Here is a 15,675-nt window from a genome sequence, read left to right as displayed (position 1 = left end):
AGGACTGGCCGTGGACCAGCAGCGCTTCAAGACCAACGTACGGATCGAGATACTTGAAATGGGGAGCGAGCCGGCATGACCGAGAACCTTCCGGCGCAGGATCGGCTGCTCCAGGCGACCATCCGTCAATGGCGCGACAGCCTCATCAACCTCACCGGCACGAACCGGCTCCTCAACTTCCGAGTGAGCAAGTCGGGTGCGGTACGGGTGCTCGACCCGGCCGCCCCGGAGGTCCTGGCCGGTTTGAACGCGGGGCGCTACTTCCGGTTCCGTCCCGCGCAGGAGGGCGGCGAGGCGTTCGAGGGGGCGCCGATCGAACCGGGCGGCGCCCTCCTCGCAGCTGATCCCGGCACCTCGGGCAAGGCTTTCCGGGTCGACGTCCTCGGCACGGACAAATCGGTCGTTGACCTGAGCTCGGCACTTCGCAACCTCATGCGCCGGTCGAACCAGGAGTTCCTGGACCGAGGCCTGTGGATCCTCTATCTCGCTTTCGGCTCGCTTACCTGGACCGACGATGACAAGGCGCGATACACCAGTCCGCTGCTGCTCGTCCCGGTCCGGCTCGTTCCGACCGGGGCGCGGCAGCTGCCCTTGCTGCAGCGCGCGGACGAAGATCCGGTCGTCAACCCGGCACTGACTCTCAAGCTCAACCAGCTCATGGTCACGTTGCCCTCCGTCGAAGAACTCGAAGACGTCGCCTATGCCGACTTCCTGGCCGGCGTACGGGCCGCCGTTGCCGAGCAATCCGGCTGGCGGGTCAACGACGAGGTAACGCTCTCCTACTTCTCGTTCGCGAAGGAGGCGATGTACCGCGACCTGCTCGACAACGAGGCGTCCGTCGCCGGGCATCCGGTGATCCAGGCGCTGGCGACAGGTGGGCGTGGCTCGGGAGGTGCCGGCTTCCTCTTCGAAGAGTTGGCCGACGATCGGATCGACCAGGACATGCCGGCGGAGCGGATCCCGCTGGTGCTCGACGCCGACTCCTCGCAGCGCGCCAGCGTCGCCGCCGCCCTGGCCGGCCACTCCTTCGTCATGGACGGACCGCCCGGAACCGGGAAGTCGCAGACCATCGCGAACATGATCGGCGCACTGCTGCACGCCGGTAAGCGGGTGCTGTTCGTCTCCGAGAAGGCCGCGGCGCTCGAGGTGGTCCGGAACCGGCTCCACGACGTGGGGCTCAGCGCCTACCTGCTGGAGCTGCACTCGCACAAGGCGACGCGGAAGGAGGTCGCGTCGGCCCTGGGGCAGGCGCTGGAGACCGTTCCGGTCGCCCCAAGCGGGATGAACGACATCGATCTGGACAACGCCCGGCGCCGCCGCGAGGAGCTGAACGCGTACGCCGACGCCATGAACGTACCGCGGGCGCCGCTCAACTACTCGTTGCACGACGTCCTTGGCATGATCGCCAACCTGCACGACGTGCCCGCGGCTCCGATGAGCGGCATCGCGCCGGTCGATCTGACCGTCGAGATGTTCGGCACCGTGCGGGCCACCGCAGCAGCGCTGGCCAGGGCTTGGCGACCCGCTTCGCAGGGACGCTCGTTCGCCTGGCGTGGTGTCACGCATCGCGGCTCCCTGGACGCGCGTCTCTACGCAGCCGCTTCAGCGCTCGACGCGTTGGCCGGCGTCACCGCGGCCCATGCGCCGCTGGCCGCCGCGTTCGACGTCAGCCGGTTGTGCCAGGCGTCCGACCTCGCGCGCATCGTCGCTCACTGCGCGGTACAGCCGACCGGCGTGCCGCAGCAGTGGCTGACCGCTGAGACGCTCGACTCGGCCAGGGAATCCGCGGATCGTCTTGCCACGGAACTGCGGCAGCTCGCCGAACGGCAGGACGCAGCCAGTCGTGCCGCCGGGGTTTCCTGGTCCGACATCCCCACCATGGAGAGCACACCGGACCTCGACGCCTCCCCGCTGGCAGACCTCACGGTCGCGCCACTGCACCTCGCAGGACTGACTTCGGAGCAGGCCACCGCGATTGCCGACACGTTCACCCGGGACGCCGAGACACTGCAGGCCGCTGGCCGCTCGCTCGCCGGGCTGGCCGTCATGCTCGGCCTGCCGCCCGTCGTGTCGTTCAACGATGCCGAGGCGACTCTGATGGTGGCGGGTCTCGGCGGCAGCGACATCCGTCCCGAGCGTGGATGGCTGTCCGCCGAGGGTCATGCCGCAGCCACCCGCGCCGCGCAGACGCTCCAGCAGGCCATCGCCGCCCTGGTAGAGGCGGAGAAGGCAGCGGCAGCACAGTACACCGAGGCCGCACTCGTGGCGGACGTCGAGGGACTGGCCCACCGCTTCACGCACGATCACCGGGGCATGAAGAAGCTCGGCAGCGCCTACCGCGCCGACAAGCGCGCTCTGGCGACGTTCACCTGCACGGGCGTCAACTGGCAGTCAGCGCGCGACCAACTGTCGTTGGCGATCGCCTGGAAGCAGGCCGCGAGCGCCCTCACCGAGGCGGAAACTCGGTATGCGAAGACTCTCGGCGCCTACTACGACGGCCGTTCGACCGACTTCGACCGGATCGACCGGGCGTTGGCGGTCGCGGACACCGCGATCCGCCAGGCGCGCACCACCGACTTGCGGAAGCTAGCCGATCACATCGCTGTCGACGCCACCCCCAACACCAGCATCCTCACCGTCGCCGACAAGACGCGCGCGGGGCTGCAGGACTGGCGGTCGCGCTTGGCACCGGAACCGCTGCCCGCCGCACGGCCGGAGCTCGCGTTGCTTTCCATCACGGAGGCAGTCGAATGGCTGCGCACCCACCTGACCCCGCTGCGGTCGGCGGCTGCGCTGGCCGAGGCGGTCAGCCAGGCGGTGGACCGACAGCTGACCGTCACCGAGTCCGGCCACCTGATCGAGCTGCGCGCGTCCGTCGACGCCGCCCACACCGCGCTCGCTGCGAACGCCCACCACTACTCGTCGATCCTCGGCCCGCTGTATTCCGGTGAACGGACCGATCTGCCGTCGCTGCACACGGCACTGGACTGGGCCGCTCAGATGCGCGCCAGCACGAAGGGCTTCGACGAGCCACTGACCGTGGCTCAGGCGAAGGCGCTGGAGCATATCGTCCCCACGCCGCAGCTGGGCGACATCGAACGGCGGTGGGCCGGGGCGCGCGCCGACCTCCTGGCGGCCTTCGAGCCGGGCAGACACGCGGAACTCGGCACCGAACTCGACGACTACGAGGAGGCGGGCGACCTCATCGCGGCCCTGCGCGAGGACAGCGCCGGACAGGACGAGTGGTTCGCGTATCAAGGCGCCCGCGCTGAACTCGTCGCCGTGGGACTCGAGACCGCCATCGACTTCTGCATCACCGAGGGCATCAGCGCGGAGCAGGTGCCGCTGGTCCTGGAGCGAGCCCTCCTGCAGGAGTGGGCCGATCATCACCTGCATCAGGATGTGGCCCTACGTGTCGTGCGGGCCGAGGATCGCGACTCACTGGTCGCCGAGTACCGCGCCCTGGACCGGGCGCTCATCGGGGCGGCGACCTCCCGGATCATCACCGCGTGCAATGCTCGTCGGCCTCGCAACAACCTCGGCGAGTCGGGTGTCATTCGCCGCGAAGCCGGTAAGAAGAAGAAGCACATGCCGGTGCGGCTGCTGTTGGAACGTACGCGTCATGTCACTCAGGCGATCAAGCCATGTTTCATGATGTCGCCGCTGGCGGTCAGTCAGTATCTCCCCTCCGACATGCGATTCGACGTCGTCATCTTCGACGAGGCGAGTCAGGTCGCCCCCGCCGACGCTGTCAACTGCATCTACCGTGGCGACGCCCTGATCACAGCTGGTGACCAGAAACAGCTACCACCGACCAGCTTCTTCACTGCCGGCGTCGCCGACGACAGCGACGAATGGGATGAGGAGGCCGAGGACGGTGTCGACTTCGAGTCCGTTCTTGACCTCATGAAGGGTTCTGCGGAGTTCCGCGCGCTCACGCTGCGCTGGCATTACCGGTCCCGGCACGAGGCGCTCATCGCCTTCTCGAACTCGTCGTTCTACAAGGGCCGCCTCACCACATTCCCCGGCGCCGAGGACGTCGGGCCCGACGTGGGCGTGGAGCTGTTCCATGTCGCCGGCACCTACCGGCGTGGCTCGTCGCGCGACAATCCGGTCGAGGCAGCCAAGGTCGCCGAGCGGGTCATCCACCACTTCACCACCCGCCCCCACCTCACGCTCGGCGTGGTCAGCTTCTCCGAGGCGCAGGCCGCCGCCATCGAACATGCCGTGGAACAGGCACGCCAGGACCACCCGGAACTGGACAAGTTCTTCACCGACGACCGGCTCGACGGCTTCTTCGTCAAGAACCTGGAGTCCGTGCAGGGCGACGAGCGTGACGTGATGATCTTCTCGATCGGCTACGGCCCCGACGAGGCCGGCAAGACGACCATGAACTTCGGCCCGTTGAACCGGGCCGGCGGGTGGCGGCGACTGAACGTCGCCATCACCCGGGCGCGCTTCCGCAACGAAGTCGTCACCAGCGTGCGGGCATCCGACATCGTTGCCGCTGCCGGCAGCGAGGGGGTGCGGCATCTGCGCCGCTATCTCGACTATGCCGAGCGTGGCCTTGCGGCACTGGCGTTGGACACCAGCACCGGCGGTGATGCCGAGTCACCGTTCGAGGAATCGGTCATCTCCGTGATCCGCTCCTGGGGCTACGAGGTGACCCCGCAGGTGGGGGCGGCCGGCTACCGGATCGACATGGGGGTGCGTCATCCGGAGCGGCCCGGCGTCTACGTGTTGGGCGTCGAGTGCGACGGGTTCCAGTACCACTCCTCCAGGGTCGCCCGGGACCGGGACCGGCTGCGTGACCAGGTGCTGCGCGGCCTCGGCTGGCGGTTGCACCGGATCTGGGGCACCGCGTGGTATCGCAACCGGTTCGGCGAGGAAGAGCGTCTGCGTGCCGCGATCGAGCAGGCCGTCGCCGCCCCGGTGCGTGGGCTGCTGTCCAGCCTGGAAGAGGCGATCGAGCGCCCCGCCGTCACCACCGAGGCGGCGACCCTCGACCTGCACCCGACCTGGGTGACGCCGTATCGGACGGCGATGGTCGATCGCCTTCCGTACTGGGCGGATCCGGGCGAACGGGGGAGCGCCCACGCCATGCGGGTCGGCGTCGCCGAGGTCGCCGCCGTCGAAGGGCCGGTGCACATCACGGTCATGCACCAGAGGTTGCGGGAGTGCTGGGGCATCGGTCGCGTCGGGTCGAGGATCCGGGACAACATCGATGCCGCGATCCGTCAGGTTGGTCTCGACCGTGACGGGGATTTCGTGCGGGTGCCTGGCGCCGTCGTCAGTGAAGTCCGTAGCCCGGTGGACGCCTGTAGCCGCGGCGTCGAGCAGGTCCACGACGACGAGCTGGCGCTCGCCTTGACGAATCTGGTCCGGGACACCGGTGGCGTGACCCGCGACGAGCTGAGCACACACGTGGCCAAGCTGTACGGCTGGACCCGACGTGGACCGGACATCTCCCGGCGCCTTGAACTACTCATCGACCGCTTGGTCGCCGACGGCGTACTCATCACCAACGGTCACAGCTTGTCGCTTGATCTTCACCGGTCGGACAAATCGTGAGTAGATAGTGTCACGCTGCGCAGAGCCGCAGAAGGATCGATGACCCGGGTTTAGCGATCGCGACCCCGTACGCGTAGTGTCCCGATCGCACGGCATCCCGGCAACGCCCCTTTCGAGAGGAGGCGGCAGCGCGGGCAACTATAGGACCACCGGTTCATGAACGCCGCGCGGCGGAGAACGCCGCGCGGCATCCCCCGCCCAGACGTACCCGTTCAGCGACCGGTCGAAGTAGCCTACCTATCGCAGAGGTGACGTTCACTGTCACTCCTTTCCGGGGATCGGGAGCGACAACTATAAGTCAACCAAAAGCCTATTCAGGTCGACAGTGTAGGTTCAACTGCGGCCGGGCATTGGATCCCGAGAAGCCCTGGTGTACGTTGCTCATATGCAGCAGAGCAAGGCGTCGCAAGACCAGCGCATCGCAGTGTTCGGTGAGAGTGGAAGCGGCAAGACCGTTCTGCTCTCCTCGTTCTACGGAGCCACGCAGGAGCCCGATTATTTGCGGGAGAGCCTGTTCAATATCGTGGCAGATGATCAAGGCCAGGGCCGTCGGTTGCATCAAAACTACTTGGGCATGAGAAATTCGGCGCGTCGGCCTGCTGCTACCCGCTTCTCTGCCACGACTTACTCCTTCTCCCTCCTCCCTAGGAACGGGAACGCCAAGGCGAAGAAGAACCAGCCGTTCGACAAGTTGCGCCTCGTCTGGCACGACTACCCGGGCGAGTGGTTTGAGGACGGTGTGAGCGGGCCGGAAGAAGCCCAGCGCAGGGTGCGCACGTTCAGGGACTTGTTGGGCTCTGATGTCGCCCTCTTGCTAGTAGACGGCCAGAGGCTGCTGGACAACGCCGGGGAGGAAGAGCGGTACCTGAAGTCATTGCTGAGCAATCTTCGTAATGGGCTGCTGCCACTCAAGGATGAGCTGTTGCCGGACGGCAAGCCGCTCGTCAAGTTTCCGCGTATCTGGGTCCTCGCGCTGTCGAAGGCCGATCTGCTGCCGAATATGAATGTGTTCGAATTCAGGGATCTTCTTATTGAGAAGGTCGGGGAGGACATCGAGGAACTGCGCCGGGCGATTGCCGGGTTCGTGGAGAACAGCGACGCGTTGTCAGTGGGCGATGACTATATGCTGCTGTCATCTGCGAGATTCGGCACGGACAAGATCGAGGTAACCAACCGCGTCGGCCTAGACCTCATCCTGCCCCTCGCCACCATGCTTCCGCTCGAGCGATACGCCCGGTGGGTCGAGGCAATGCACGACCGCGGGAAAGTAGCCGAGTACTTGCTTAGTGGCGCCGGGACTCTCGCCGGCGTGCTGGTAGGGCTTAACCTGAAGGGCCGTATTGGCAGCCTCTTGAATTCGTTCGGTCCCGGCCTGATTGATGCGGCCGAGCTCGTCGGGGAAAAGCTTAAAGAGGTCAACGATAAAGCGCGAGCTAAGCATGAGGATATGAAAGCCATACTGACGGGCTTCAAGATAGACCTGGACCAGGGCGAGGAGGAGCGGGTCTTTCTCAGGAGCCGTCGGTGAATCTCATCTGGGCAACTCGTGGGCGGAACTGGGGCTTCCGGTTTCTCCGCTACGGAGGGCTCAGGGATCCGCTCCCGGCATATGATGAGGTCTTTTCAGGCGCTGGGGATGCGCCGAAGCTCTGCTTCCGCGTAGGCGACAAAGTAGCACTGCGGTTCCCTGACCCGAACGGCCGGAAAGACGCTGCCGGCAGAGTGATCCCGCACGAGTTCGTCGTCTCCCCGCCCGAGGCCGATCAGATCCACTCCGTTGAGGACGCTCTTCGACTGGTCTGGCCCCTTGTTGCCGACGAATACGCCGACGTCTGGGACCCACCCGAGACGCCCCATGTCTCCACACAACGATAGGTAGGCCACGGAGGTAGGCTGGTTCAGGCGTACTGCGTACTCACCTCTTCCCCAGATTTTGCGGCCTAGCTTGTTCCGTGCCGGTGACAGGCAAAGTGGAGGTTTGGGCGAACGTGGGTCAGCGCCGACGCAGGCTGTAGCTAGGTCCTGTGGGTAAGACAGGCTGAGGTGGCCCCGGAAGTTATGGTCACTCAGTACTGGGTCGCTCGCGAGCGCAGGCGCTTGCCGTAGGCGATCGCCTCGGCAACGTGCCCGGTGAGAACGGAGAGCTTGGCGAAGTCATGGGAGCCGCCCGCCGTCGCGGTTGTGAATTTTGACTTTAATCGCAAGCAGATGCCCGACCCAGTCTGATCGACGGCCCAGAAACTCGCAGCCCTCATGGCCGAACACGGCTGCGGCGTGGTTACGGAGGAGACGTAGACGCTGAAGCAGATCGACGAGAACTTCTTCTCCGAGACTGATACGCCTTCGAGCTGACAGATTGGGACACTCGGCCGCCCGCTGGCAAATGCAGATCGGGTTTCTCAGGGCGCTGGAAGGATCAGCTCCACCTGGTCGCCGGGCTTGACCTCTACTTCGCCCTTGCCCCATCGGATCTCGAGGACAGGGACTCCTTCATCTAGGTGTAGCTCTCTGCGCTCGTGGCCGGTCGGCATACGTGCAATGACTGTCGCGCCGGCCGGCAGCTCCATCCGTTCCCGCTGCGGCGTCTCTCGCACCCGCGTGCCGTGGCCGCGGACGGTGCTGACCAGTCCCTCCGACCGGAGGATCGACATCGCCATCCGGACCGCTTCGCGGCCAATGCCGTACTCCTGCGTCAGCCGCGCCTCACTCGGCAGTGCTGCCCCGGGACGCAGCTCACCCGACTCGATCCGTTCCCGCAGCAGATCGGCGACCTGCACGTAGACCGGCGTATGCGAGCGGGGATCGATGGTCATGCCGCACAAGCGTTGTCCCCCTGTAGCGCCCGCTGGTTGTGCCCCTATGCCCCTGTACGTATAGTGGCGGAAGTGAGACCGCCTGGGCCGCAAAGCATGAGATCTACCCCAGACAGGTGAGCCGGTGAGCAGCCCTGGTGCCGTACCGCTGAACAAAGCTGCGGTGTCAGGGCGGGGTGGGTCCGTCGGTGCGGGACGGGCAGGCGGGCCCACCCTCTCGGCGAGCAGGAGAGGCAGGCTGATGAGCATCCGAGACCAGCGACCGGAGCAGGGGAGCGGGGCGACCTCCGACGGCTCGTCCACGTTCTCCTCACTGCTGCCATGGCAAGTGCGCGAGCACCGCTTCCCGCCGGCTCGGCTCGGGCGACGCGGCCTGGATGCGGACGAGGTGTACACCTACCTCGACCGGGTCGCCGGCGACATGATGGCGCTCCACGCCGAGATCACGAAGCATCGCCAGGAGACCTTGCGCATCAAGACGGCGCTGCGCCGCTGGCAGCCCGAGCAGGCCCGCCTGGCGAACGGGGAGCGCCAATGACCGAGCGCTGGGTCATCCACCTGCCGGTGACCGCCGCCGACCTGCCCGCCGCGCAGCGCCTGGCCAGGGTGGTGGCCCGCTGGACCGGGGTCCTACCGCAGGTCGAGCCAGGCGGGACCACCGTCTCCACGGAGGACGACCAGAACCTGCGCCACTGGGTCTTCTGCGATGCGCCGATGCCCGGAGGTCGGCGCTGCCTGCTCCGCGCCGACCACGACGGCCAGTGCTCCCGCCGCCTACGCCGCTGACTCCGCGCTGTCGGCTATCCGTCACTTTGCTGGCTGCACCCGACCGGTCTGTTTCGGTAGCGCCGTGGACGACCGGCGGAAGAACGTGGGGGAGTGCTGGTGACCGCGATGCTGGGCCCTGCCTGGACGGTGAAGCCCGACACTCCTGAGGACACCGGCCGTCAGCCCCTCGCCGTGGAGGCGGTGATCGGGACACATGCTGCCAAGCTCGTCCCCGGCGTCATCACCACCACTCCTCATGCCCGCTACCTCTCCCTGCACGCCCGCCTCGCCATCGAAGCGCAGCGGCGCGGCTGGACCAACGAGATGGGCCTTGGGCGGTTCCGCGAATTGGTCCGCCGTGCCGAGGCCGTGCTGGGGGCGGTGTCCGTGGCGCACGGCGAGGCGGACGAGGACCACCATCTGCGAACGGGCCACTTCGGGGTGCATGGCGTGAACACGATCGGTCCCGAGCTGGACCGACATGCCGCCCTCGACATCGGCCGGGTGGCCGACACATACAGCCGAGTGCCGGGCGGCTATCTGCAGACGTACGCGGGGATCGAGGAGGTTCTCGGCCTCACCGACGGACGCCGGCTTCCCCGCCCGGGGCCGGCGGCCGACGTACACCACCTGTCTGCCCTCGACGAGGTGCTGACCGTGGCGGCGCGGGAGAAGACAATCTCCCGAGCGGACCTCAACGCACTCCGCCACCTGTGCGTGTGCGCCATCGCGGACGCTCCCGACGGTGCGTGCGTGCGGCGCGCCTACTTCGGCGACCTCGACCACCTGGGTCAGGCTGAGACACATCGACGCAGCGCGGCGTTGCTCGTCCGGGCGCTGACAGGCGAGCAGGTTGCTGGATCGATCGACATGTCCATGGACCGGTGGTGCTGTTTCCGCCCCGGGCTGCGCGAGTCGGTCGGTGCGGAACTGCACAGCCACGCCCTGGTCTGGCGCGGTGCGTTACTGCGCAACTGGTCGGTCTACGCATGGCGGCTGATCTGGGCACGCCTTGTGTCGCCGCTGTCCGACACGGGCACGCTCGAGCAGGCGACCGCCCAGTTCGTCCGCGACCTGCCGGACGCGACGGTCCGGCAGGCGCTCGTCAACGACCTTCCCCCACTGGTCGATGACGTCGGCACCCTGCTGCCGGTCGAGCATGGCCTGAACGACGAACGGCTCGCCGCAGGGGATTGGACGGTGCTCGGGATGCTGCGGCTGCTCGCCGTCGGCGCCCGACGTCTGGAACATCTCGACCCGATCACCCGGGAGGCGTTCGTCGGCAGGTTCTCCGACGACCTGGGACCCGGCCATGTCGCCGCGTGGCTGGCCCGCGACGCCGAGCGCCCCCTCGCCGATGCGGTGTCCGACCTCGCGACCGGGCTGTTCCATCGTGCCGAGTCGGTGAGCCGGCAGAAGATGCAGTGGACCCGCCACGGTCTGCGAATGCCCACCCGGCTGCGCCGCGTCGGTGACCGGTGGCGGCTGGAGGGCCGGGAGGGCAGGGGAGCGGTTTCTCTCCGGCTCCCGACCTTTACCAATGTCATGCGGCAGCTTGGTGTAGTGGCACACGACGGCAACACCTGGCGCCCGGGCCCTCACGCCGTGGAGGTGACGTCGTGACGCCGTGGGAGGAACTCCGCGGAGCAGCACCACCGGCCCTGCTGCGGGGCCGGCCGCTGACGGACGCCGAGGAGGTCCTCGTCCTCACGTACACCTGTGACCTGTCCTTCTTCGAGGACGTCTGCCTGCGTGAGGCGCAGGCCGTCCGGGCCCGCACCACCGTCCTCTACGACGCCGACCAGCTCACCCAAGGCCCCCGCCGGACCGACTACCTGGCCGTGCCGGTCGTCTGTAAAGCACGCGGCGCGTTTCACCCAAAGCTTGTGGTGATCGCCTCCGAGGCGGATGCCGTCGTGGCCATCGGATCCGGGAACAGCACCCCTTCAGGGTGGCACCACAACGCTGAGGTCTGGACACTGCTGCGCGGCGCGGGCCCGACAGTGCCGCAGCTGTTCCATGATCTCGCGGCCTGGCTGGGCCGACTTCCAGCCGCGGTGTGGATGGACAGCCTTGGTCGAGAACGCCTCGACCGGGTCGCGGAGCTGCTCACCGCCCGTCCGGCGGAATCGGGGCCCGGGGATCCGGTACTGGTGACGACGGCCGCGCGTCCGATCATCGAGCAGCTTCCGGTGCCCAAGGCGCCGGTCACCACGCTCGCCGTCGCCGCCCCTTTCTTCGACGCAGGGGCCGAGGCGCTGCGCCGGCTGACCGAGCGATTCGGCCCCGCCGAGCTGCGCCTCCTGCTCACCCGCGACGTCCAGTGCGACCCCGACGCCCTCGCCGGCGTGCTGAAGCGTGCCCCGACCGGCGTGGTCGCCGCCGCGAAGAGCAGCCGCTACCACCACGCAAAGGTTGTCGAGTGGCGGACGGCCGACCAGTCGTGGGCACTCACCGGCAGTGCCAACTGCAGCACTGCCGCCCTGGTCAGAACCATGGCAACCGGCGGCAACTGCGAACTTGGTCTGCTGACCGAAATCCCGGGTTCGCTGATCGACGCCGTGGACTCCGAGGAGGTCGATCTGGCGCATCCAGCCGGTCTCCAGGTGCGCGAGCCGGGGGAGCGAGGCGTCTCCGATCCGATCCTGCGCGTCCTCGGTGTCCGAGTGGGCGCCGAGCGGGTTGAGGCCACTCTTCTCGCCGACGGGAACCCGGCCCCCGCGTGGCTCATGGTCGACGGGCTCCGGCTCGACCACGACCGTAGTGACGGCCGACTGCACGTGTACGCCGGCGTCCCGGCTCCCGACTGGACCCTCGTGTCCCGTGGATCGGCCACCGTGCACGTGGGGACCGACACAGGAGCCGAGATTCGGGACGTGGTGGTCACCGATGTGCCAGCGGCGCTGTCGCGCATCGACCATCCGTCTCCGTTGGAGCACACCTCTCTGGCGCTCGTCATCGCCGACCAGGCGCACCTGGCCGCGCTCTTCGAAGCGCTCGCCCACCTCGCCTCTGTCCGCCCGGACCGCGTGGTCACACTGCCCGGCACGAACCGCCGGCGCCAGGTGGAAGGTCGGATCACCGCGGCCGTCGGGCCGGCGTTGCTTCGTTTCGCGCTCGGCGTGGACGTCGCGGACCGGGCGGCACCGCACGACGAGGAGATCTTCGACGGCCCGGACGAGCCCGGTGGTGCGCCGCCGGAGCGGCCGGAGGAGAGGACAGCCCGGAACGCTCCGACGACTCGCACGGAAACTGTTGCGACCGTTCTCGACGCGCTCACGCCCGGCCAGCGGGCCGTACTGCGACGCGAGGTCGGAGCACTGGTGGAGGCCGCCGAGGAGTGGCCACTACCCGCGAAGCTCGCCGTCGGCCGCCTGGTCCTTACACTCGTGGCCGGCGGACTGTGGGCCGAGGCAACCGGCTGGTCGGAGATCCTGTACTGGGTGATGGTGCACCTCTGGATCGCCGAGAACGAGGAGAGCCTGGACGCGGAACACGCCGCCCTCGCCACCATCGGGCTCGTGGCGCTGCGCAACGGTCTCGACCGCCAGCTCGAGCCAGCCGGCAACCTCGTCGGACAGTTCGAGGATCTGCGAACGGCGTACGCGGTGCGGGCCGACTGGCTCGCCGCCGTGCCGGCGGACGCGGTCCGGCGGTACGCCGCCGGCCTGAACGGACACGTGTTCGGCGTCTTGTTTGAGCAAACCAACTTCGTGGCCGAGCTCGGCTGGATCCTCGGGCGTACAGCGCTGCACGATGCGGTGGATCGGCTCACCAACGCCCGGCTCGACAGCAGCTCCGTGGTCCGTGTCACGGGTGGCCGCAATACCCGCCAGACCGTCATCGCCGGCCTGGACGCCCTCCGTGACTTCACCGACGTGCATGTGACGTCGGACGGCGAGCCAACGGTACACGGCTGGTGGAACGGGCGGCGCCTGCTGCTGGTGACCCGGCTCGGTGCGACCTGGCGGGCGGAGATCTGGTGCAACCTCATGACCGGCATCGCGATCTACTCGCGCGGCACACCATTGCGTCCACCGGACCGGCGCTGGACCGCATCCGCGCCGGAAGAAGCCCTCCGAAGCCTTACTAGCGGCGCCTGATCCGATCGATCGAAAGGGAGTCAGATGTCGCTGAGAGAACTCACCATCGCCGAGCGTGTGATGCACGAGTTGGTGCGCGCCAGAACGCCACTCGATGACGACGAACTTGCCCGACGGCTCGATGTGCAACCCCGGCAGACGGTCAACCAGGTGTGCCGCCGCTTGGAGCAGAGCCGCCGGCTTCGCCGCTACGTCGGGCCTGCCGGCAAGATCGTAAACGAGATCCCCGGAGACGACGAGACGGCGGCACTCATCGTGAGGCAGGAGACGGTTCCGGCGCCGGCCGCGGGCGACAGCGCGGTGCAACGGCACGCCGAGGCCGTCATGCTCAGTCTCCTCGCCGACCGGCTGGGGGTCGGGCTGAGCCCACGGCGATTTGTTCTCGAGGACGGGTCCAGAGTTGAGGTCGATGGGGCGGACGAGAGACTTGCCGTTCTCGTCGAGGTGTGGGCGCACCAGGGCCCGCCGAAGTCCGCGCAGAAACACAAGGTTCTTGCCGACGCGTTCCGCCTGATGTTCGTGGCCTCGTCTCTGACCACGCCGCCACGCCTTGTGCTCTGCCTCTCCGACGTCGAGGCCGCCCACCATTTCACAACCGCGCGCTCCTGGGCTGCTGCGGCGCTGCGTGCGTTTGGAGTGGAGGTAGAACTGGTGGAGCTGCCGCCCGAGACCAGGTCGGAGATCCGGGCGGCCCAGCGGCGCCAGTACAGGTGAGCCGATCAGCGAACGGTCGGCCGTCTGCTCCGGACCTGCCACCGCCCTGTCAGTCCCACACTGGCCGGGATCTGTCGACATTCGGACATGAATCTTGCTTCGAAGTGTGCGGCTGCGTATGCCTGTACACCTTATGACGGCTGCATGGTTGGTCCGAGCCGGTCGCTACGGCGAGCGCGAGGCGGACGCTCTGGAACAGTCCCTTGTAATCGCCGGCTGGCCCGAAGTGGGCGACCTGTCCCACGTGGCGACGCGCAGGGAGTTGCACGCAATGGTGCGTGCGGCCTATCCAAACCGGTCTCGCACGGTCGTCGCCAACTGGACTGGCCAGCTATGGCGTCTCGTGCGGGTCATGGAGGTCGACGACTATGTCGCAATCCCCCTGAAGACCGTCCCCGATCACGTCGCCATCGGTCGCATCACCGGGGGATACCGGTACCGGAGGGATGCTGAGGCTGACCGCCGCCATGTGCGGCCTGTCGAGTGGATCCAACGAGCGCTCCCGCGCTCGTCGATCAACCAGGATCTGTTGTACAGCCTCGGTTCGCTGCTCACCATCTGTCAGCTGCGGCGCAACGGCGCAGCGCGGCGGATCGCTGCCCTCGCGGACACCGGCGTCGACCCTGGTCCCACCCCCGACGAGGTTGTTACCAATGAATGGACTACCCCGGACGACTTCATCGCCCGGGCCGCTGGAACCGACGACGGCATTAAGATCACCATCCGGGAGCTCCTCGCGGAATGGGGAGCAAGCCGGCGGACTAGTTCGGCCGTAACGGTGATCCACCGCGACCTCGCGGAGAACGGCCTCACCACCGTGCCCTCATTCACCGAGGGCTGGATCGGTAGCAGGGTAACTGTCGTCAAGACGGGGGCTGAGGCCGACGACTCCACCGACGAAACCGCCGCCGAGAAACTCCTCGACGAGGAGGAGGAAGGACTCGACGCCGCCGTAGCGGAAGCAACGGACGACGATGACGTCCCTGACAAGCCCTTCACCCTCCGGTTTGGCAACCTGCTCCGTTCTGACGCCGCCGTCGCGTCGGTCAAACCCGACGACTCGATCGCGCTGGCCCAGACAGTCATGCTCGGAAGCAACTACTCCCAACTCGCGATCATCGACGATCACGGCACGTTCCACGGCGCGGTGAGCTGGGAATCTATCGCCAAAGCCCAGATGACCTACCAGACGGTGTCGACCGTGGCGCAGGCCAAGCGGCAAGCCCCCTTGGCTGCCTACGACGACCTCGTGCTGCCGCGCATCGACGAGATCTCCGGTCAGGGCTTCATCTTCGTGCTCTCCGCCGACAGCAAGACGATCGCCGGTATCGTCACCGCCGCCGACCTTACCAACCGTTTCGGCGAAGTCGCTCGACCCTTCACCATGATCGAAGAGTGTGAACGGCGCCTGAAGCGGCGGGTCAAGGCCCGCATTCCCGCTCAGGAGATCAGGGCTGCTACCAACAACCGGCACAAAAGCGCCGAGACCTTGACTTTCGGCTCCTACAAGCATGTCCTGGCCGAGGAAGCCCGCTTTTGCCTGCTGGAGTGGCCCCTCGACCACACCCAGTTCCTCCAGCAGGTCGACGCGGTCGCAGAGGTCCGAAACAGGATGATGCACTTCTCCCCAGATCCGATCCCGTCCGAGTGGGGAGTGATCGACGGCCTGCTCGCCATGCTGCATGCAGTCGACCCCTTGCCCTGAT

10 protein-coding genes are annotated in these 15,675 nt (G+C 67.4%); 9 read left to right on the top strand and 1 reads right to left on the bottom strand.

The window, feature by feature from the left end; all coding sequences use genetic code 11:
• Nucleotides 1-75: 75 nt before the first annotated feature.
• From ABZ452_RS21805 to ABZ452_RS21795, 3 genes are all read left to right on the top strand, one after another.
• Entirely contained in the window at nucleotides 76-5,571 is a 5,496-nt protein-coding gene (locus ABZ452_RS21805; RefSeq protein ID WP_357945770.1) for a DUF3320 domain-containing protein, read from the top strand.
• 385 nt (nucleotides 5,572-5,956) lie between these two features.
• The gene (locus ABZ452_RS21800; protein WP_357945768.1) at nucleotides 5,957-7,099 is read left to right on the top strand and encodes a hypothetical protein; all 1,143 of its coding nucleotides are present in this window, start codon (nucleotides 5,957-5,959) and stop codon (nucleotides 7,097-7,099) included.
• Entirely contained in the window at nucleotides 7,096-7,446 is a 351-nt protein-coding gene (locus tag ABZ452_RS21795; protein WP_357945765.1) for a hypothetical protein, read from the top strand. Before ABZ452_RS21800 ends, ABZ452_RS21795 begins: the two co-directional genes overlap by 4 nt.
• A gap of 524 nt (nucleotides 7,447-7,970) precedes the next feature.
• On the opposite strand, the gene ABZ452_RS21790 is transcribed toward ABZ452_RS21795, so the two are convergent.
• Nucleotides 7,971-8,384 (bottom strand): winged helix-turn-helix domain-containing protein, encoded by a 414-nt coding sequence (locus ABZ452_RS21790; protein ID WP_357945763.1) that lies wholly within the window; start codon nucleotides 8,382-8,384, stop codon nucleotides 7,971-7,973.
• A 241-nt stretch (nucleotides 8,385-8,625) separates the two neighbouring features.
• On the opposite strand from ABZ452_RS21790, the gene ABZ452_RS21785 reads away from it, so the two are divergent.
• From ABZ452_RS21785 to ABZ452_RS21760, 6 genes are all read left to right on the top strand, one after another.
• Complete coding sequence (locus tag ABZ452_RS21785; protein ID WP_357945761.1) at nucleotides 8,626-8,922, top strand: DivIVA domain-containing protein; 297 nt, start codon at nucleotides 8,626-8,628, stop codon at nucleotides 8,920-8,922.
• Nucleotides 8,919-9,170, top strand: coding sequence for a hypothetical protein (locus ABZ452_RS21780; protein ID WP_357945759.1), 252 nt, complete (start codon nucleotides 8,919-8,921; stop codon nucleotides 9,168-9,170). Before ABZ452_RS21785 ends, ABZ452_RS21780 begins: the two co-directional genes overlap by 4 nt.
• A gap of 99 nt (nucleotides 9,171-9,269) precedes the next feature.
• The gene (locus ABZ452_RS21775) at nucleotides 9,270-10,775 is read left to right on the top strand and encodes a hypothetical protein (RefSeq protein WP_357945756.1); all 1,506 of its coding nucleotides are present in this window, start codon (nucleotides 9,270-9,272) and stop codon (nucleotides 10,773-10,775) included.
• Complete coding sequence (locus tag ABZ452_RS21770; RefSeq protein WP_357945754.1) at nucleotides 10,772-13,255, top strand: hypothetical protein; 2,484 nt, start codon at nucleotides 10,772-10,774, stop codon at nucleotides 13,253-13,255. Before ABZ452_RS21775 ends, ABZ452_RS21770 begins: the two co-directional genes overlap by 4 nt.
• Nucleotides 13,256-13,279: 24 nt before the next feature.
• Nucleotides 13,280-13,969: a hypothetical protein gene (locus tag ABZ452_RS21765; RefSeq protein ID WP_357945751.1), complete on the top strand. Its 690-nt coding sequence runs from the start codon at nucleotides 13,280-13,282 to the stop codon at nucleotides 13,967-13,969.
• A gap of 352 nt (nucleotides 13,970-14,321) precedes the next feature.
• The gene (locus ABZ452_RS21760; RefSeq protein WP_357945749.1) at nucleotides 14,322-15,674 is read left to right on the top strand and encodes a CBS domain-containing protein; all 1,353 of its coding nucleotides are present in this window, start codon (nucleotides 14,322-14,324) and stop codon (nucleotides 15,672-15,674) included.
• The last annotated feature ends 1 nt before the right edge of the window (nucleotide 15,675 follow it).

This window comes from Micromonospora sp. NPDC005707 (assembly GCF_040631005.1).
GTDB lineage: Bacteria > Actinomycetota > Actinomycetes > Mycobacteriales > Micromonosporaceae > Micromonospora.
This window is presented reverse-complemented; position numbering and strand designations above follow the sequence as displayed.